This is a genomic window from Pseudomonas sp. KCJK9016 (assembly GCF_046231795.1).
Classification (GTDB): domain Bacteria; phylum Pseudomonadota; class Gammaproteobacteria; order Pseudomonadales; family Pseudomonadaceae; genus Aquipseudomonas; species Aquipseudomonas bananamidigenes.
In genome coordinates this window covers 54,944-71,963 of sequence record NZ_JBJJMM010000028.1, presented here as the reverse complement: position 1 = coordinate 71,963, position 17,020 = coordinate 54,944, and the positions used below count along the sequence as shown (strand labels likewise).

16 protein-coding genes are annotated in these 17,020 nt (G+C 60.7%); 3 read left to right on the top strand and 13 right to left on the bottom strand.

Annotation, left to right across the window (positions count from 1 at the left end; translation table 11 throughout):
- Positions 1 to 259 precede the first annotated feature (259 nt).
- Entirely contained in the window at positions 260 to 973 is a 714-nt protein-coding gene (locus ACK6BI_RS23350) for a UTRA domain-containing protein (protein ID WP_065261894.1), read from the top strand.
- 379 nt (positions 974 to 1,352) lie between these two features.
- Here ACK6BI_RS23350 and ACK6BI_RS23345 read toward each other — a convergent pair whose 3' ends face one another.
- The 8 genes from ACK6BI_RS23345 to minC all read right to left on the bottom strand — a co-directional run bounded on the left by ACK6BI_RS23345 (position 1,353) and on the right by minC (position 9,107).
- A complete protein-coding gene (locus ACK6BI_RS23345) occupies positions 1,353 to 3,509 on the bottom strand; it encodes a mechanosensitive ion channel domain-containing protein (RefSeq protein WP_409318910.1) in 2,157 nt (718 codons plus the stop codon).
- Between the two features lie 76 nt (positions 3,510 to 3,585).
- Entirely contained in the window at positions 3,586 to 3,762 is a 177-nt protein-coding gene (locus tag ACK6BI_RS23340) for a hypothetical protein (RefSeq protein ID WP_176704422.1), read from the bottom strand.
- Between the two features lie 131 nt (positions 3,763 to 3,893).
- Positions 3,894 to 5,183: a M18 family aminopeptidase gene (locus ACK6BI_RS23335; protein WP_409318909.1), complete on the bottom strand. Its 1,290-nt coding sequence runs from the start codon at positions 5,181 to 5,183 to the stop codon at positions 3,894 to 3,896.
- A gap of 76 nt (positions 5,184 to 5,259) precedes the next feature.
- Positions 5,260 to 6,360, bottom strand: a complete 1,101-nt coding sequence (locus ACK6BI_RS23330) for a hypothetical protein (protein WP_409318908.1) — start codon at positions 6,358 to 6,360, stop codon at positions 5,260 to 5,262.
- Positions 6,361 to 6,406: 46 nt separating this feature from the next.
- Positions 6,407 to 7,042, bottom strand: a complete 636-nt coding sequence (locus ACK6BI_RS23325; RefSeq protein WP_409318907.1) for an RluA family pseudouridine synthase — start codon at positions 7,040 to 7,042, stop codon at positions 6,407 to 6,409.
- A gap of 91 nt (positions 7,043 to 7,133) precedes the next feature.
- A complete protein-coding gene (gene minE / locus ACK6BI_RS23320; protein ID WP_007960071.1) occupies positions 7,134 to 7,388 on the bottom strand; it encodes a cell division topological specificity factor MinE in 255 nt (84 codons plus the stop codon).
- Entirely contained in the window at positions 7,388 to 8,200 is an 813-nt protein-coding gene (minD, locus tag ACK6BI_RS23315) for a septum site-determining protein MinD (protein WP_065258085.1), read from the bottom strand. Before minD ends, minE begins: the two co-directional genes overlap by 1 nt.
- 169 nt (positions 8,201 to 8,369) lie before the next feature.
- Positions 8,370 to 9,107, bottom strand: coding sequence for a septum site-determining protein MinC (gene minC, locus ACK6BI_RS23310; protein WP_409318906.1), 738 nt, complete (start codon positions 9,105 to 9,107; stop codon positions 8,370 to 8,372).
- Positions 9,108 to 9,223: 116 nt separating this feature from the next.
- Here minC and ACK6BI_RS23305 point away from each other — a divergent pair, with 116 nt between their 5' ends.
- Positions 9,224 to 10,156 (top strand): lipid A biosynthesis lauroyl acyltransferase, encoded by a 933-nt coding sequence (locus ACK6BI_RS23305; RefSeq protein WP_409318905.1) that lies wholly within the window; start codon positions 9,224 to 9,226, stop codon positions 10,154 to 10,156.
- 35 nt (positions 10,157 to 10,191) lie between these two features.
- Positions 10,192 to 11,364 (top strand): patatin-like phospholipase family protein, encoded by a 1,173-nt coding sequence (locus ACK6BI_RS23300; protein WP_409318904.1) that lies wholly within the window; start codon positions 10,192 to 10,194, stop codon positions 11,362 to 11,364.
- Positions 11,365 to 11,454: 90 nt separating this feature from the next.
- On the opposite strand, the gene ACK6BI_RS23295 is transcribed toward ACK6BI_RS23300, so the two are convergent.
- The 5 genes from ACK6BI_RS23295 to ACK6BI_RS23275 all read right to left on the bottom strand — a co-directional run bounded on the left by ACK6BI_RS23295 (position 11,455) and on the right by ACK6BI_RS23275 (position 16,993).
- Positions 11,455 to 12,240, bottom strand: a complete 786-nt coding sequence (locus tag ACK6BI_RS23295) for an outer membrane protein OmpK (RefSeq protein WP_065258082.1) — start codon at positions 12,238 to 12,240, stop codon at positions 11,455 to 11,457.
- A 372-nt stretch (positions 12,241 to 12,612) separates the two neighbouring features.
- A complete protein-coding gene (locus ACK6BI_RS23290) occupies positions 12,613 to 13,398 on the bottom strand; it encodes an outer membrane protein OmpK (protein ID WP_409318903.1) in 786 nt (261 codons plus the stop codon).
- Between the two features lie 161 nt (positions 13,399 to 13,559).
- The gene (locus ACK6BI_RS23285; RefSeq protein ID WP_409318902.1) at positions 13,560 to 14,918 is read right to left on the bottom strand and encodes a nucleobase:cation symporter-2 family protein; all 1,359 of its coding nucleotides are present in this window, start codon (positions 14,916 to 14,918) and stop codon (positions 13,560 to 13,562) included.
- A 209-nt stretch (positions 14,919 to 15,127) separates the two neighbouring features.
- The gene (locus tag ACK6BI_RS23280) at positions 15,128 to 16,438 is read right to left on the bottom strand and encodes a urate hydroxylase PuuD (RefSeq protein WP_409318901.1); all 1,311 of its coding nucleotides are present in this window, start codon (positions 16,436 to 16,438) and stop codon (positions 15,128 to 15,130) included.
- A 51-nt stretch (positions 16,439 to 16,489) separates the two neighbouring features.
- Positions 16,490 to 16,993, bottom strand: coding sequence for an ureidoglycolate lyase (locus tag ACK6BI_RS23275; protein ID WP_027613342.1), 504 nt, complete (start codon positions 16,991 to 16,993; stop codon positions 16,490 to 16,492).
- Between the last annotated feature and the right edge of the window lie 27 nt (positions 16,994 to 17,020).

Genomic DNA, 17,020 nt, shown 5'->3' with positions numbered 1-17,020 from the left:
CACTTTGATGTCGGCGAATGCCTGGCCAGCGATTTTTTTAGCCGCTACAGGCGACCGCCCGGTAAGCGTAGACCACCCCCGAAGTCCCGGCAGACAAGGGACATGGCCGATCTATTGCAAGTCGTCAGGGCGACCGTTCGGTGGTTTTGTCATCTCCCGGTCATCTGCACTGCCTAGGCTTGCAACATGATCAAACGGCACGACAACCGTGCGTTTTCGCCCCGAAACAGTGCTGGTCTAGTCCAGATAGGTAACGTTGATGCGCGATGAAGCAACAAAAGCGGTGACAGCCATTGGCCAGATCCTTCAGGAACAGATCGGTCATGGTCTGCTCGCGGCGGGGAGCAAACTGCCGGCCGAGCGCAAGCTCAGCGAGTTGTTCGGCACGACCCGGATCACGGTGCGGGAAGCCTTGTTGCAACTGGAGGCGCAAGGCCAGATTTACCGCGAGGAACGGCGGGGCTGGTTCGTGTCGCCGCCGCGTCTGGCTTACAACCTGATGCAACGCAGTCACTTTCACGCGATGGTCAGTGCGCAGGGGCGGGTGCCGTCGACCGAGGTGATTTCCGCGCGACTGCAACCGGCGTCGGCGGCGGTGTGTGCGTGGTTGCAGTTGCCGGCGCTGTCGAGCGTGATTCAGATCTGCCGGTCGCGACGGATCGACGGGCGGCTGGTGCTGTATGTGGAGCATTATCTGAATCCGCAGTATTTCCCGGGGATTCTGGATTTCGATCTGAATCAGTCGATCACCGAGCTGTATGCGCGGCATTACGATTTGCACTATGGGCGTGTGCGGTTCGAGATTGTGCCGACTTCGTTGTCGGTGGATGCGGCGGCGGCTTTACGGGTGTCGGTGGGGAGTCCGGGGTTACGGATTGCGCGGGTCAATTATGATCAGTCGGGGCGGTTGATTGATTGTGATCTGGAGTTTTGGCGGCATGATGCGATTCACGTGGGGGTTGATGTTGTTTGACCTTGACCTTGACCTTGGCGGCCTCTGGGCCGACCAGGTTTTGGGTTGATTTGTGTGAATATCCGTTTCTTCGAGTGCTGCGGCTGGCGGTTTCGCTCTTACAGCGACTCCCTTTGGCAAACGCCCCAAAGGAAGCAAAGGTCTGGGCCCCGGCGTTCGGCACCTCGCTGTGGCTCGGTGTTCCTTCGTTCCGGGATTCATCCGGGGGCATCGCCTACGGTTTGCTTCGCTGCACCTCCTCTCGATGCATGCGGCTGCGCCGCACGGTCGCTGCGCTCCCACCCCCGGATGAATCCCTCCACTCAGCCTGCCGATGGGGCCAAAAGATCAAAAGCTTTACTCGAGCTAACGCTCATCGTTTTGAGTGGTGAGGGCTGGGTTATTCCTGGGTTTGGCCGCCGCCTGCGGTGATCACTTGCACATTCATTCTCGGCGTCGCCAGATCCAGCCCGGCCTCGTCCAGATGCCGTTTCAGCGACAAATTGAACGCCCGCGAAACCTCCCACTGTTTGATCGGTGCGGTCTTGAATCGGGCGCGCAATATCGCATTACCCGATTCAAAACTTTCCACACCCTGAATCTCCAGCGGCGACCAGATGTTGCGGCGTTGCAACGGGTCGGTGCGCATTTTCTGGCCGACGTCGCGCATCAGTTTGATGGCTTCGTCGATGTTCATGTTGAAGGGCACTGCCACGCGGAAGATCGCGTAGCCGAATTCCCGGGAGTAGTTCTTGATGCTTTTGATTTCGCTGAACGGGATGGTGTGGACGATGCCGTCGATGTCCCGCAGGCGAACAGTGCGGATGGTCAGGCCTTCGACGGTGCCCAGGTGCCCGCCGACGTCGACGTAGTCGTCGATGGCCAGGGAGTCTTCGATGATGATGAACAGGCCGGTGATCAGGTCGGCCACCAGCGACTGGGCGCCGAAGCCGATCGCCAAGCCGATCACGCCGGCACCGGCCAGCAGAGGCGTGACGTTCATGCCCATGTTTGCCAGGGCGACGATCAGGGCGATGATGAAGATCGCCACGAACAGCACGTTGCGGATCAACGGCATCATCGTTTGCGCGCGGGCGTTGGCCAGGCCTTTGCGCGAGCGGGTGAGAGCGTGGTGGACGGCGGTGTCGCTGAGGATCCAGATCAGCCAGGCAAAGATCAGTGTGCCGATCAGGCTGAACAGTTTGACGCTGACGTCGTGGCCTTCGCCTTCGGTGAAGCCGATCAGCGACAGGCCCCAGACCCGCAGGCCTAGTTCGATGAAGGCCAGCCACACCAGCAGATGCGCGAGGGTGTAGAAGAAGCTCTTCAGGCGTTCGGAGTACAACGCATGACGTTTCGGCCCGTGCTGGGGCTTGAGGGCATGGCGACGGACAAGGCCGTTGATCACCATGCACAGCACCAGCAGTACGGTGCAGATCAGCGACTGGCGCAATGCCGTGCTGGTGTCGCCGGCGGATACGAACGTGGCGAACAGGGAAATGCCCACCAGCACCAGCGCCGGTACGTACCAGAAGGTGCCGAGGATTTCGATGGTGTCGCTCAGGGCGCGGCGGGTCAGGCGACGGGACAGCGGCTGGTTGCGGATCAGGTGGGCAATGGGGCGGCGGAAGCGCAGGATGAACAGGCCCGTCAAAAACGCCGCCAGCACATTGGTGACAGTGGCGGCAGTGTGGGCCAGATGTGCACCCAGACCGGCCACCAGGCGCGGATCGCTCAATGCCTCACCGAACGCAGCGAAGCTGCCGATCAGCCACAGCGGTCGGAAGGCCTGATGACGCAGGATATACAGCGCACGGTGGCGGTGCGGGCCGTCGAGCAAGGAAAAGGCAATCACGCAGATCGCCGAGAAACAGGTGCCGACCACCAGCGCGTAGGCCAGCACCATCGCCAGGCTTTTACCCAGGGACGATGGCAGCGCGTAGCTCATGTAGACAGTGATGACCAGGGCGATCATCCACGGCCCGAGCTTGCGCAGGGCAAAACGCAGCATGTCGAGGGCCCGGGGATGTTGCGGCAGTTCTTCGGTCAGGCCGAAGCGCATGCGCACCCGGTGGCCGAGCCAGATCAGCGCGGCGGCCAGCAGGCTCCAGACCATCAGGATCATGGCGAAGCCGAAGATGATCGGCAGCCATTCGCTGGCCGGCATCATCAGGGCGGACAATTCGTCCTTGGCCAGTTCGAACTCGGTGGACCAGCGATTGAGCGGGCTGTCGCTGCCGGTGAACTGTTTTTCGAAATTGGCCAGGGTGCCGCCGATCAGGCCCAGCACGCCTTCTTCCGGGGTGGCCTGGGCCTTTTTCGTGGCGTCGCGCAGTTTTTTCAGGTCGACCAGCAACTGGGCGCGTTGCTGATCGTTCTCCAGCGACTTGATGACTTCGTCGAGGGATTGGCCGAGCGGTTCCTGGGCCTCCGGTTGCGTCTTGTTCGAGCCATTGAGCAGACCGGGCAGGCTCACTGCGTGGGCAGGCGCCAGTGGCAGCAACGTCATCAGGCAGACAAGAAAGAGACAGGGCAGGGCAAAAAAACGAGCGAACACTAGGCGGTCAACCTCGCAAGGGGCGGATCGGGCGAGTGTACGAGCCCGCCCGGATCAATGCGAGCCGGGCACGGATTTATTCGTTGAGTTTGGCGAGGATCTTGTAGACCACGGTGGCCAGGATCATCAGCATGCCGACCCACATGGCGAGCACGCCGGCGTTCTTGTCGCGGAAGTTGAAGCCGATCGCCAGCAGAATCATTCCGGACAGGATTGGAATGAGCATGGCGTGGAACGCAGACATCGAGATCATGGCGACAGCCTTGTCGAAGGGGATGATTAAAGTTTAGGCGGGATTCTGCCGGGCGGTGCTGATATGTATCAGAAATGAACGGGTTTCGCAGGGCAGGGGATCGCCATGAAAGCGGCGATCCCCGTTTTTTTCTACGGCAATTCGCGACTGGCGTAGAACGCGCTCAGCACTTTCACCAGATGCGCCAGGTCATGGCTGCCGCACAGTTCGCGGATCGAGTGCATGGCGAATGTCGGCAGGCCGATGTCGACGGTGCGTACGCCGAGGTGGCTGGCGGTGATCGGGCCGATGGTCGAACCGCAGCCCATGTCGCTGCGCACCACGAAGCTTTGCACCGGCACTTCTTCGGCCATGCACAGGTGACGGAAGAATCCGGCGGTTTCGCTGTTGGTGGCGTAGCGCTGGTTGCTGTTGACCTTGATCACCGGGCCGGCGTTGAGTTTCGGGCCGTGGTTGGCGTCGTGCTTTTCGGCATAGTTCGGGTGTACGCCGTGGGCGTTGTCGGCCGAGACCAGCAGGGATTTCTGAATGGTGCGGACGAACTCGTCACCTTCGGGCAGCAGACGACGCAGGGTCTGTTCCAGCATCGGGCCGTCGGCGCCGCAGGCCGAGCAGGAACCGACTTCTTCGTGATCGTTGCACACCAGCACGCAGGTTTCTTCGGTGTCGGCGGTCAGCAGGGCTTGCAGGCCGGCGTAGCACGACAGCAGGTTGTCGAGTCGGGCACCGGCGATGAAATCACCGTGTAGGCCGATGACCGCAGCGCTCTGTGTGTCGTAGAAGCTCAGCTCGTAATCGAGCACCACGTCGGCGTTGAGGCCGTGTTCACGGGCCAGTTGATCGGTGAGCACGGCGCGGAAGTCCACGCGCTCGTCACCGGCGAACTGCGCGAGAATCGGCGGCAGTTCGGTCTGGGCGTTGATCGCCCAGCCCTGGTTGGCTTCACGGTTGAGGTGGATCGCCAGGTTGGGAATGATCGCAATCGGAGCCTTGAAGTCGATCAACTGGCTCTCGACCTTGCCATCGCGGCGGAAAGTGACGCGACCGGCCAGCGACAGGTCGCGGTCGAACCATGGCGCCAGCAGCGCGCCGCCGTAGACTTCGACGCCCAGTTGCCAGAAACCCTGACGTTGCAGTTCCGGTTGTGGCTTGACACGCAGGCACGGGCTGTCGGTGTGGGCGCCGACCAGACGGATGCCGTCGTGCAGCGGAGCGTTGCGGCCCATCTTGATCGCGATGATCGAGGAGTCGTTACGGGTGACGTAGTAACGACCGTTGGCTTCGGTGTGCCAGGTTTCGCGTTCGTCGAGGCGCACATAACCGGCGGCCTCCAGGCGTTGAACAAGGCTGGCGGTGGCGTGGAACGGGGTAGGGGAGGCCTTGAGAAAGTCGATCAGGCCTTGGTTCAACTCTTCGCGCATAAGAAGCTCCAGACAGCGATGGGCGGGAGTTTAACGCATCGGCCTGATGCTTGGGACATGACATGTGCCGCTCGCGTCAACGAGCGGCGGCCACCCGTTTTTTCAGATAGGTCATGATGACTTTTTCGTCTTCGGGCTTTTCCGGGCGGGGCAGCTGTTGCGGCCAGCGGCTCTGGTTCAGGAGCTTTTTCTGACGGCTTTCGTCCCAGCGCAGAATCTCCCGTGAGGCACATTCCCACCATTCATGGCGACAGGCGCTGTAGTACGGATGATCCGGTGCGGCGCTGCCGTACAGCAGATCGCGACCGACCTTACGCATCGTGCCTTTCTGGTTGCGCAGCTTCCATTTGATTTTCAGACGTTGCCACGCAGAAGGGAAGGGTTTGACCCGCGGCACGTCCTTGCACAGATCCACCAGCCGCTGGTTGAACTGCTCGCCGTGCTGGGCGAAGAAGAAGACCTGCATCGCGTGGAAAAAGCGTTTTTCCGCGAAGTAGTGATAGATGTACTTGCGGGCCTCGACCACGGGTCGATTGCGCATGGCGAACGACAGGGCGATCTGTTCGATGGTATGGATCTCGAAACCGTCGGCCGTCCATTCGTCGATCAGGCGGATCGACTCCTCGAACAACGCGCCGTCGCTGTCGGTCACACCGCACAGCCCGCTGTTGTAGAGCTTGAAGCCGTTTTCCGGGGTGACGCCATGGGCACCGAGATCGCGACCGAGCTTCAGGTAGTTATCGCGCTCGAAGACATCTTTCCAGTCGTATTCGAAGCGATCCATCACCGACTGCCCGGCAGTAATGTGCGTGAACAGACGGTTAGGGTCACTGGTGAACAGGGTGTCGGTATCGACGAACAAGGTCTTTTCGGCCAGCTGCAGACCGGCAGCGATGGCGCAGGCCTTGCGTCGGTGGTGATAGCCGTGGTCGCCCTGCCAGCGAGTCAGCGTCGGTTCGTCGAGCAGCACGGTATCGACTGGCCAGCCTTCGTAGTCCTGCGGCCGGTCAGTGAGAACCCTGATTGCCGGGCGTTTGCCGGTTTTTGCCTGGGAGAGGGCGGTCAGGATGCTGAATTTGGCTTCGCGCCGGTAAACATCCTTGTTGCCGTAGATCAGGTAAAGCAGTTGGTGACGGGTCTTCTTGACGGGTGTTGCCAGGGAATCAGTACAACTCATCCGGAACAAAATCCTTTAAAACAGGCGACTGCCGGTCAGGCAGTGCTTAAAACGGAGCCGGGCATTCGAAGCGCAAGCGCTCGCCGGACTGTGGGTGGGTGAAGCTGAGCATGCTGGCGTGCAGGCACAGGCGTGGCCAGGCCGCGAGGGCTTGCGGGTGAGCGTAGAGTCCGTCACCGAGCAGCGGATGACCGATGGACAGCATGTGCACGCGCAACTGGTGCGAGCGGCCGGTGATTGGCGTCAGTTCGACACGGCACCAGTCGCCGCAACGTTCCAGCACGCGCCAGAAGGTCAGGGCGTGTTTGCCCAGTTCGTGGTCGACGACGTGGCGCGGCTTGGTCGGCGGGTCGTAGCGCAATGGCAGGTCGATGCTGCCGCTGTCCAGCTCCGGCTGGCCCCAGGCCAGGGCGGTGTAGGCCTTTTCGGTTTCGCGGTCGTGAAACTGGCGCGACAGTTCGCGGTGGGTGTCGGCATCGCGGGCCAGCAGAATGATGCCGGAGGTTTCCCAGTCCAGACGATGGACGATGCGTGCTTCCGGGTAGCCGTTTTCCTGCAGGCGGGTGATCAGGCAGTCCTTGTTGTCGTCGGCCCGGCCGGGTACCGAGAGCAACAGGGTCGGTTTGTTCACCACCAGCAAGGCGGCGTCCTGATAGATGATTTGGACGTTGGACAACGGCATTAAAACAGCCTCGTAACAAATGCCAACGGCGGCTCAGGGCCCCTCCGGTGTCGGAAGGGCCCTGAGCCGCCGTCGTTCCTGCCGGATCGACTCAGCGATCGGGCAGGGTGATGTTGAGTTCCAGAATCGAGCAGCTGCCCTGGCTTTCCAGCGCCACGTGTACGTCGTCGTTGCCGATGTTGACGTATTTGCGGATCACTTCCACCAGTTCCTTTTGCAGGGATGGCAGGTAGTCAGGGGTGCTGCGCTGGCCGCGTTCATGCGCCACGATGATCTGTAGACGCTCTTTCGCGACCGAGGCGGTACTTGGCTTTTTGTTGGCACGAAAGAAGTCAAAAAGGTTCATTACCTACCTCCAAACAGACGCTCGAAGAATCCCTTCTTCTCGACATTCAGGAACCGGTGTTCTTTTTCCTTGCCCAGCAGGCGATCGACGGTATCGCTGTAGGCCTGGCCGGCGTCGCTCTGGTCGTCGAGGATGACCGGGACGCCCTGGTTGGAGGCCTTGAGCACGGCCTGGGATTCCGGAATGACACCCAGCAGGCGCACGGCGAGGATTTCCTTGACGTCTTCGACGCCGAGCATTTCGCCTTTTTCGACGCGCTCCGGGTGGTAGCGGGTGATCAGCAGGTGTTCCTGGATCGGCTCTTCGCCTTTTTCGGCGCGACGGGACTTGCTGGCCAGCAGGCCGAGCATGCGGTCGGAGTCACGTACCGAGGACACTTCAGGGTTGGTCACGACGATCGCTTCGTCAGCGAAGTACATGGCCAGGTGCGCGCCTTTCTCGATGCCCGCCGGGGAGTCGCAGACGACGAAGTCGAATTGCTCCTTGAGCTCCATCAGGACTTTTTCCACGCCTTCCTGGGTCAGCGCGTCCTTGTCGCGGGTCTGGCTGGCGGCCAGCACGTAGAGGTTTTCCAGGCGCTTGTCTTTGATCAGGGCCTGTTGCAGGTTGGCTTCGCCGTTGACCACGTTGACGAAGTCATACACCACGCGGCGCTCGCAACCCATGATCAGGTCGAGGTTACGCAAGCCCACGTCGAAGTCGACGATCACTGTTTTGTGGCCGCGCAGAGCGAGGCCGGTACCGATAGCGGCGCTGGTGGTGGTCTTACCCACACCACCCTTGCCGGATGTAACCACGAGAATCTTGGCCAAGGTGTTTCACCCCTAAGGAAGAAGGACTGTTCAGCCCCTGAAAAACATCTCTTGAAAACTACTGCAGTCGGACAGCCTTGGCTGGAATCCGGCTTTTGGCCTTTTTCCTACTTCGTTTGAGCCGTTTTCGCTACGTTTTAGAGATGCTTGGAAAATGCGGCAGTATCCGTTAAAGCCGAATGATGTTCAACACGTCGCCCGACAGGCTGACCTGTACGCCCGAACCCCACATCGGATCGCGACGCAGGTCTTCGGAAACCTTGTAATGGCCTGCGATGGAGATCAGTTCAGCGCTCAATTGCTGACAGAAAATCCGCGCCTTGGTGTCGCCCTTGACCCCGGCCAGCGCACGACCGCGCATCGGGCCATATACATGGATGTTGCCATCGGCGAGAAGTTCCGCCCCCGGGCTGACCGAGGACACCACCACCAGATCGCCACCCTGCGCGTAGATCTGTTGGCCACCACGTACTGGCGTGGTAATGACACGGGTCGGTTTGACGGTCGGTTCCGGCGGCTTTTCCGGCTTCTTCGGTGCAACGGGTTCAGCGGTTTCCAGCGGCCGTTCACGGGCACCGGAAGGCGGCAGCACCGGGATATCGATGGCGATGGCGGCGGCGATGTCTTCGATGCGGCTGGCGCGGATCGCCAGCGTACGCAAGCCGTGCTGGCGGCACACGCGCATAAGGCCCGGCAGATCGACGGCGCCTTCGCTCGGCGGCAGTTTGTCCAGCGCCAGGACCAGCGGTGCGTTGCTGAAGAAGTTCGGTGCCTGGGCGACTTTGGCGGCCAATTGCCGATCGAGGCTGTCCAGGTCGTTGCGGGACAGTTCCAGCACCGTAATGGCAAGCATGCTGCCCTTCAGCTGGAACACGGGATCTTGGTCTGACGATTCGGTTTGGCTCATGTCGGCATACAACGGCTTGTCACTAAAAGTGCCGAGACTTATAACGAGAACGCCCGCGAGCCGCAAGCCGGGCCGAACGATGTAGAATGCGCGGCCACTTATTTACGGAAGCTTTAATGGATCGCCCGCGTTTTCGAAGAGCATTTCTCGCTCCACGCTTCTGGCCGCTCTGGTGCGGTCTGGGGCTGTTGTGGCTGACGGTGCAGTTGCCCTATCCGGCATTGCTGGCCATCGGTCGTTTACTTGGTGCCGTGATGTATCGCTTCGCCAGCGACCGGCGGCGCATCGCCAAGCGCAATCTGGAACTGTGTTTCCCGGAAAAGTCCGCTGCCGAACGCAAGCGTCTGCTCAAGGAAAACTTCGCCTCCACCGGCATTGCGTTCTTTGAAATGGCGATGAGCTGGTGGTGGTCGCGCCAGCGTCTGGCGAAGCTGGCCCACGTCGAAGGTCTGGAGCACCTGCAAAAGGCCCAGCGCGAAGGCAGGGGCGTGATTCTGATGGCCGTGCATTTCACCACCCTGGAAATCGGCGCGGCTTTGCTCGGTCAGCAGCACACCATTGATGGCATGTACCGCGAGCACAAGAACCCGCTGTTCGATTTCATCCAGCGTCAGGGCCGCGAGCGGCACAATCTCGATTCGCTGGCGGTGGAGCGTGACGACGTGCGCGGCATGCTCAAGCTGCTGCGTTCCGGGCGTGCGATCTGGTATGCGCCGGATCAGGACTACGGCGCCAAGCAGAGCATTTTCGTGCCGTTGTTCGGCATTCAGGCCGCGACCGTCACCGCCACCAGCAAGTTCGCCCGGCTGGGCAAGGCGCTGGTGGTGCCGTTCACTCAGGAGCGTCTGGCCGACGGCAACGGCTATCGTCTGGTGATCCATCCGCCGCTGGAAGGTTTCCCGGGTGAAACCGAGGAAGCCGACTGCATCCGCATCAACCAGTGGGTGGAAGGCGTGTTGCGCGAATGTCCCGAGCAATACCTGTGGGCGCATCGGCGCTTCAAGAGCCGCCCGCCGGGTGAACCGAAGCTGTACGCCAAACGCCGTTGATTTACCCGATCCCATAAGCACCACGGAGCGTTGCGATGAGCCCAGCTGAACCGGTCACAGGTTTGATTCTTTCCGGCGGCGGGGCTCGGGCGGCGTATCAAGTGGGGGTGCTGTCGGCGATTGCCGAATTGCTGCCACTGGGTGCGGACAATCCGTTCCCGGTGATCGTCGGTACCTCGGCCGGGGCGATCAATGCGGTCAGCCTGGCCACTGGCGCCACGGACTTTCGCGCCGCCATCGAGCGCCTGACCCTGTTCTGGCAGGGCTTTCGCAGCCGTCGCGTGTTGCGCAGCGACTGGCCGGGGGTGATCCGCCAGGCCAGCCGTTTCGTCAGTCACAGTCTGCTGGGCATGGGCCGGCAATTGCCGGTAGCGCTGCTCGACAGTTCTCCGCTGCGCCATCTGCTCAATGAAAAGCTGCACATGCCCGGCATCGCCGAATCCATTGCTCGCAAGCAGTTGCATGCCGTGGCGGTGACCGCATTCGGCTACGAGTCGGGGCAGGCCGTGACCTTCTATCAGGGCGGTGGCAGCATCGATGCCTGGTTGCGTCATCGGCGCATTGGCGTGCCGACACAATTGACTGTGGAGCACTTGCTCGCCAGTTCGGCGATCCCGCTGTTGTTCGCGCCGGTGAAAATCGGCGAGGAATATTTCGGTGATGGTGCGGTGCGGCAGTCGGCGCCAATCAGTCCGGCCCTGCACCTGGGGGCGAGCCGGGTGCTGGTGGTGGGCGTCAGCGGCAATCCGCGAGGATTCGACCCGGCGCAACCGCTGGAGCGTACCTACACGGGAAAACAGCCGACACTGGCGCAGATCGGCGGCCATATGCTCAACAGCACCTTCATTGACAGCCTGGAAAGCGATATCGAGCTGCTCCAGCGTCTGAACCAGTTCAGTCACCTGATGCCCGAAGGTACGCCGATACGTACGCTGGGCGTGGCACCCGTGGACGTGCTGGTGATTTCGCCGAGCCAGCCGATCGATGAAATCGCGGCGCGGCATCGTCAGGAATTGCCGGCAGCCTTGCGGCTGTTCTTGCGCGGGCCGGGAGCGACCAAAACCAGTGGGGCAGGGGTGCTGAGTTATTTGCTGTTCGAGGCGGGGTATTGCAGCGAATTGATCGACCTGGGGCGGCGCGATGCGCTGGCCAAACGCGATGAGCTGTGCCGGTTTCTGGGTATTTCCACAGCGGTGGCTCTCGCCTGAAATCTGCGCAGAGGCCTTCGCGAGCAGGCTCGCTCCCACATTGGAACGCGGTCGAATGTGGGAGCGAGCCTGCTCGCGAAGCTTTCAAGATCAGAAGTGGAACTTCACCAGGAAGCTGGTCACGTTCTGATTGGTGGTGAAGGCACGGGTGTCGTCGATCCCGTACTTGTCTTTCCAGTAGTCGTATTCCACACCGACGTACAGCTGCTTCTCACCGAAGTTCAGCGCCTTGCCCAGGTCGTATTTCACTTGTGGGTTGAAGTGCAGGTTGGCGTGGTATTCGCCTTTGCTGTTGACGTCGTTGTCGACCACCCAGTCCATGTAACCGTCGATCAGCACATTCGAATTGCCGACCGGAATGGTGTAAGACCAGACCGGCGTGATCTGCCAGACGTTGTCACCCGGACGCGAGCCCTCGGTGTGACGCTGGTAGAAGTTCAGCTGGAAGTAGTCGAAGCCCGGAATCGCCAGATCGAAGCCAGGACCGATCAAGTAGGACTCGACGTCGCCTTCGCCGAACTCGTAGGTCATCGCCAGCAGCACGTCTTTGATCGGGCCGAATTCGAGCTTCTGGTCGAGCACCTTGCCCAGCGAGATGCGTGGCTGGAATTCACCGTAGTAGGTGTTGTTGCCGACGCCGCCATCAGGCTTGCCGTTGTAGAAAATCTTGTCGATGAACAGGAAGTTGTCGCCGTACTTCCACGCATCGGCGTGCTCGAAGGTGACGGTCTGCTGGATGGCCGGGTTGACCTTGAAATCCTTGCCGTACAGATAGGTCAGGCTGTTGTTCTGCCATTGCAGCAGGCCGTCGGCCATGGCCTGGCCCCCCGCCAGCATGGTTCCCGCAAGCATCAGGCTGGTGCTCATACGTTTCATTCGGTTGCTCCCAAAGTAGGTGTTCCACGTTTGTTTTTTTGAGTCGGCGCTCTGGTGTGGCGCCTTTTTTCGTTGCCGCAAAAAATATCCATTCGGTCAGCTTTCATGCGGTTTGCAAGGGCTGAGCCAAGGCTTTTCGAAAAGCAAAAAAACGCCCGTCGGCTGTTGAAAAACAGTCGATTGAGCGTGTTTTCGGGACGCCTCGGTACTGACCGTGGCCGGGATAAGCTGGCCCGTCGGTCAGGAATTAAATCCGGGCTTTTTTTTAGACCGAATTCAGAAGGCCGCGGAGAATACTGACTCAACGGCCAGGCCTCAAGTGCCCCGCAACAGAGCACCGACGACAGGTAGGCGGCACGGTTGCGGGTCATCTTAGAAGTGCACCTTCACCAGCAGGCTGGCGGTGTTTTGATTGGTGTCGAGGTTGTGGCTGCTTTCGACGCCGTATTTGTTCTTCCAGTAGCTGTATTCGGTACCGACATACAGCTGCTTCTGGCGCCAGCCGAGGGCTTTGCCCAGGTCGTACTTGATCTGCGGGTTGATGTGCAGGTTGGCGTGATAGGTGCCGCGGGAGTTCTCGTCGTTATCGACTACCCAGTCGAGATAGCCATCGATCAGCACATCGGAATTACCCAGCGCAAAGCTGTAGGACCAGCCCGGGGTGATCTGCCAGACACCATCGCCAGGGCGCGGGCCTTCGGTCTGGCGGCGGAAGATGTTCAGGGTCACGTAGTTGAAGCCCGGTACTTTAAGGTCGAAGCCAGGGCCGATCAGATAGGCCTCACTCTCGCCTTCGCCGTACTCGTAGGTCATCGCCAGCAGCACATCCTTGATCGGGCCGAATTCGAGTTTGCGGTCGAAGATCTTGCCGAAGGAGAAGCGCGGGGTGAATTCGCCGTAGAAGGTGTGCGGGCCTTTGTTGCGGTCTTCCTGGCCGTTGTAGAAGATCTTGTCGACGAACAGGAAGTTGTCGCCGTACTTCCACTTGTCGGCGTGTTCGAATGTCACCGTCTGCTGGATGGACGGGTTGATCGCGAAGTTCTTGCCGTACAGGTAGCTCAGGCTGTTGGTCTGCCACAGCAATAAATCGCCGGCCATGGCCTGCGATGCGGCCAGCAGGCCGCCGCTCAACAACACGTTGGTTTGAGTCCGGATCATCTGTTGCTCCCTCTTGTTTTTATTTTTAAGGCGCAGAGCTGCTCTTCCCCTTGTGAGAGCGGGCCTGCTCGCGAAGGCGTTCTTTCAGTCAACTGAAGGGTTGAATGTCATACCGCTTTCGCGAGCAGGCTCGCTCCCACAAGGGCACATCGGTGTCGCTGTTAATGCTGGTGTGCGTGACAATCGTTGATGGCTGCGCGCTCGGCGCCGCCCAGAATGTTGAACAGCAGGTTCAGCGTCAGCGCGCTGAGGGTGGCCATGGCGATGCCGCTGTGGGTGATCGGGCTCATCCAGAGCGGCAGGTGGGCGAAGAACTCCGGGCGAACTACCGGAATCAGGCCCATGCCGATGCTCACCGCAACGAGCAACTGGTTGCGGCGGTCACCGATGTCGGCTTCCTGCAGGATCTTGATGCCGGTGGCTGCCACCATGCCGAACATCGCGATCGCCGCACCGCCGAGCACTGCCGGTGGAATCGACGCCACCAGGAACGCCGCTTTCGGCAGCAGGCTGAGGACGATCAGCAGACCACCGGCAACGAGGGTCACCGAACGGCAGCGCACGCCGGTCATCTGCACCAGGCCGATGTTCTGCGCGAAAGAAGAGTGGGTGAAGGTATTGAAGAAACCGGCAACGAACGAGGCGCCGGCATCGCACAGCAGGCCGCGGCGCAGCCTGCGCGGGCAGACTTCCTGACCGGTGATCTTGCCCAGCGCCAGGAACATCCCGGTGGACTCGACGAAGATGATCACCACCACCAGACACATCGACAGGATCGGTGCCAGTTCGAACTTCGGCGTGCCGAAATGCAGCGGGGTGACAAACTGGACCCACGGCGCATTGGCCATGCCGCTCAGATCGACCATACCGATGGCGCCGCAGAGCACATAGCCCAGGCACATGCCGATCAGCACGGAAATATTGACCCAGAAGCCGCGCATGAAGCGGTGGATCAACAGAATGGTGGCCAGTACCAGTGCGGCAATGGCCAGGTAAATCGGCGAGCCGAATTGAGCAGCGACAGCGCCGCCACCAGCCCAGTTCACGGCCACGGGGAACAGCGAAAGACCGATCGAGGTGATGACCGTGCCGGTCACCAGCGGCGGGAAGAAGCGTACGACTTTGGACATGAACGGCGCGATGATCATGCCGAAGAATCCGGCGGCGATGGTCGCACCGAAGATCCCCTGCAGACCGATGCCGGGCATGCCGGCCATGGCGACCATGCTGCCGACGGCGGCGAAACTGGCGCCCATCATCACCGGCATGCGAATGCCCATCGGGCCGATCCCCAGGGACTGCACGATGGTGGCGATGCCCGCGACCAGCAGGTCGGCGTTGATCAGGAAGGCGATTTCTTCACGACTCAGGCCAGCGGCCTGTCCGATGATCAGCGGTACCGCGATGGCGCCACCGTACATCAGCAGAACATGTTGCAAACCGACCAGGATCAGTTGCAAAAGGGGCAAACGCTGAATGGCGGGTGCGTCGGGGATGCGCGCTTTGGACAGCTCGGACATGCAACACCTCGGATCTTTTTATTCTTGTGATTGAACAGCTGCCGGGTTGCTCACAGCTGTTTCTTTGCATCAGGTCTGTGGCGAGGGAGCTTGCACCGCTGGACTGCGCAGCGGGCCCTGCTCTTTTGAAGAGAGGGGCCGCTTCGCGCCGCAACGGGAGCAAGCTCCCTCGCCACAAAAGCCCGTTTTTACACAGGCTTTTGTGTTGCTTAGTTGGTCTGGGCTCCCTGGGCGATCCAGGCACCGATCAGGTCACGTTCCTGCTGGGTCATTTGTGTGATGTTGCCCAGTGGCATGATCTGCGTGGTGATGGCTTGCGCCTGGATCCGCGCCGCGTTCTGGCGGATCTGCTCGGGAGTGTCGAACATCACACCGGCCGGCGCCGCGCTGAACAGCGGGCTGGTCGGTTTGGCCGAATGGCAGACCGCGCAGCGTTCCTGGATCACCGAGTGCACCTTGTCGAAACCGGCGCTGGCGTTGGACGCCTGAGCAGGGGCTGCGGCCGGTGCGGCAGGGGCCGCCGGTTGTGCTGCCTCAGCCGGTTTCGCGCCACCACCCAGCGCCGTTTCCGGCAGTGGCTGGTACTCGATTTTTGCCGGGGCCTTGGCCACTTCCGGAGCAGTTGTCGGCGCTGGGCCGGTGACATACGCCAGACTGATCATGCCCACCGCTGCCACCGGCAGGGTCCAGGCGAACTTGTGGCTGTCGTGACGGGTGTTGAAGTAGTGACGCACCAACACCGCCAGCACCGCGATTCCGGCCAGGATCAGCCAGTTGTACTGGCTGCCGTAGGTGCTCGGAAAGTGGTTGCTGATCATGATGAACAGCACCGGCAGGGTGAAGTAGTTGTTGTGACGCGAACGCAGCAGGCCCTTGGCCGGCAGTGCCGGATCCGGCGTGCGGTTCTCGGCGATCGCGGCCACCAGTGCGCGCTGGGCCGGCATGATGATGCGGAACACGTTGCCGACCATGATAGTGCCGATGATCGCGCCGACATGCAGGTACGCACCACGACCGCTGAACACCTTGCTGAAGCAAAACGCCGCACCGATGATCAGCACGAACAGGATGAAGCCGAGCAGGGCGGGTTTCTTGCCCAGTGGCGAATCGCAGAGGAAGTCGTAAATGAACCAGCCGGCGATCAGCGAACCGATGCCGATGGCCACGCCTTCAGGGCCGGTCAGGCCGCTGCCGGGTGCTACGAGGTAAAGCACTGGGTTGGAGTAGAACACCACGCACAGCAGCGCGATCCCTGACATCCAGGTGAAATAGGCTTCCCATTTGAACCAGTGCAGATTCTCCGGCATCGACGGAGGAGCCAGTTTGTATTTTTCCAGGTGATAGATACCGCCGCCGTGGATCGCCCACAAATCGCCGGCAAGGCCGGTTTTCGGGTTGACGCGGTTGAGGTTGTTCTCCAGCCAGACGAAGTAGAACGACGCGCCGATCCAGGCCACGCCAGTGATCATGTGAACCCAGCGCACGCTCAGGTTCAGCCATTCCAACAGATGTGCTTCCACAGTCTTTACCTCATGCCTGTCACTCTTGTTGTCGAGTGATCAGACCTTCTCTTATTGGTGGGGGGCGAGGATCAAACGCTCATCCTCTTTGAAGAAATGCTCATCGCAGTTATTGCCAGTGCCACTGCGATCAACCACCAGGAAGTCATCCCGCTTTTCGATCGTCAGCACCGGGTGGTGCCAGACGCCGCGATGGTAATTGATGCCCTGCCTGCCGTTGGTGACGAAGGCGCGGACCAAGCCTGATACAGGTACATCGCCAAGTGGCGCGACCACGATCAGAAAGGGGTTGCCGAGCAGCGGAATGAAAGCCTGGCTGCCCAGCGGATGGCGTTCCAGCATGCTCACGGTCAGTGGCATGTCCTGCGCGTCGGCGCGGAAGATGCTGATGATCGCGTTGTCCTCGGGCGTCGCGGTTTCGACCGTCGCCAGTTTGTGGAAGCGCATGGTCGAACCGTTGTTGATCATGAAGTGATCGCTGCCGTCGGTTTCGATCACGTCACCGAACGGGGCGAAGGCTTCTTTGGTCAGCGGTTCAATCGTCAATGTGCGCATGCTGTTCTTTTCCGAATTCTGTGTTGT

Excerpts from the sequence above, each read along its gene's own strand:
- ACK6BI_RS23305 (WP_409318905.1), top strand. The coding sequence starts at position 9,224 with ATGGATCGCCCGCGTTTTCGAAGAGCATTTCTCGCTCCACGCTTCTGG.
- ACK6BI_RS23275 (WP_027613342.1), bottom strand. The coding sequence starts at position 16,993 with ATGCGCACATTGACGATTGAACCGCTGACCAAAGAAGCCTTCGCCCCG.
- minC (WP_409318906.1), bottom strand. The coding sequence starts at position 9,107 with ATGAGCCAAACCGAATCGTCAGACCAAGATCCCGTGTTCCAGCTGAAG.
- ACK6BI_RS23335 (WP_409318909.1), bottom strand. The coding sequence starts at position 5,183 with ATGCGCGAAGAGTTGAACCAAGGCCTGATCGACTTTCTCAAGGCCTCC.
- ACK6BI_RS23300 (WP_409318904.1), top strand. The coding sequence starts at position 10,192 with ATGAGCCCAGCTGAACCGGTCACAGGTTTGATTCTTTCCGGCGGCGGG.
- ACK6BI_RS23285 (WP_409318902.1), bottom strand. The coding sequence starts at position 14,918 with ATGTCCGAGCTGTCCAAAGCGCGCATCCCCGACGCACCCGCCATTCAG.
- ACK6BI_RS23340 (WP_176704422.1), bottom strand. The coding sequence starts at position 3,762 with ATGATCTCGATGTCTGCGTTCCACGCCATGCTCATTCCAATCCTGTCC.
- minE (WP_007960071.1), bottom strand. The coding sequence starts at position 7,388 with ATGAACCTTTTTGACTTCTTTCGTGCCAACAAAAAGCCAAGTACCGCC.
- ACK6BI_RS23295 (WP_065258082.1), bottom strand. The coding sequence starts at position 12,240 with ATGAAACGTATGAGCACCAGCCTGATGCTTGCGGGAACCATGCTGGCG.
- ACK6BI_RS23330 (WP_409318908.1), bottom strand. The coding sequence starts at position 6,360 with ATGAGTTGTACTGATTCCCTGGCAACACCCGTCAAGAAGACCCGTCAC.
- ACK6BI_RS23325 (WP_409318907.1), bottom strand. The coding sequence starts at position 7,042 with ATGCCGTTGTCCAACGTCCAAATCATCTATCAGGACGCCGCCTTGCTG.
- ACK6BI_RS23290 (WP_409318903.1), bottom strand. The coding sequence starts at position 13,398 with ATGATCCGGACTCAAACCAACGTGTTGTTGAGCGGCGGCCTGCTGGCC.
- ACK6BI_RS23350 (WP_065261894.1), top strand. The coding sequence starts at position 260 with ATGCGCGATGAAGCAACAAAAGCGGTGACAGCCATTGGCCAGATCCTT.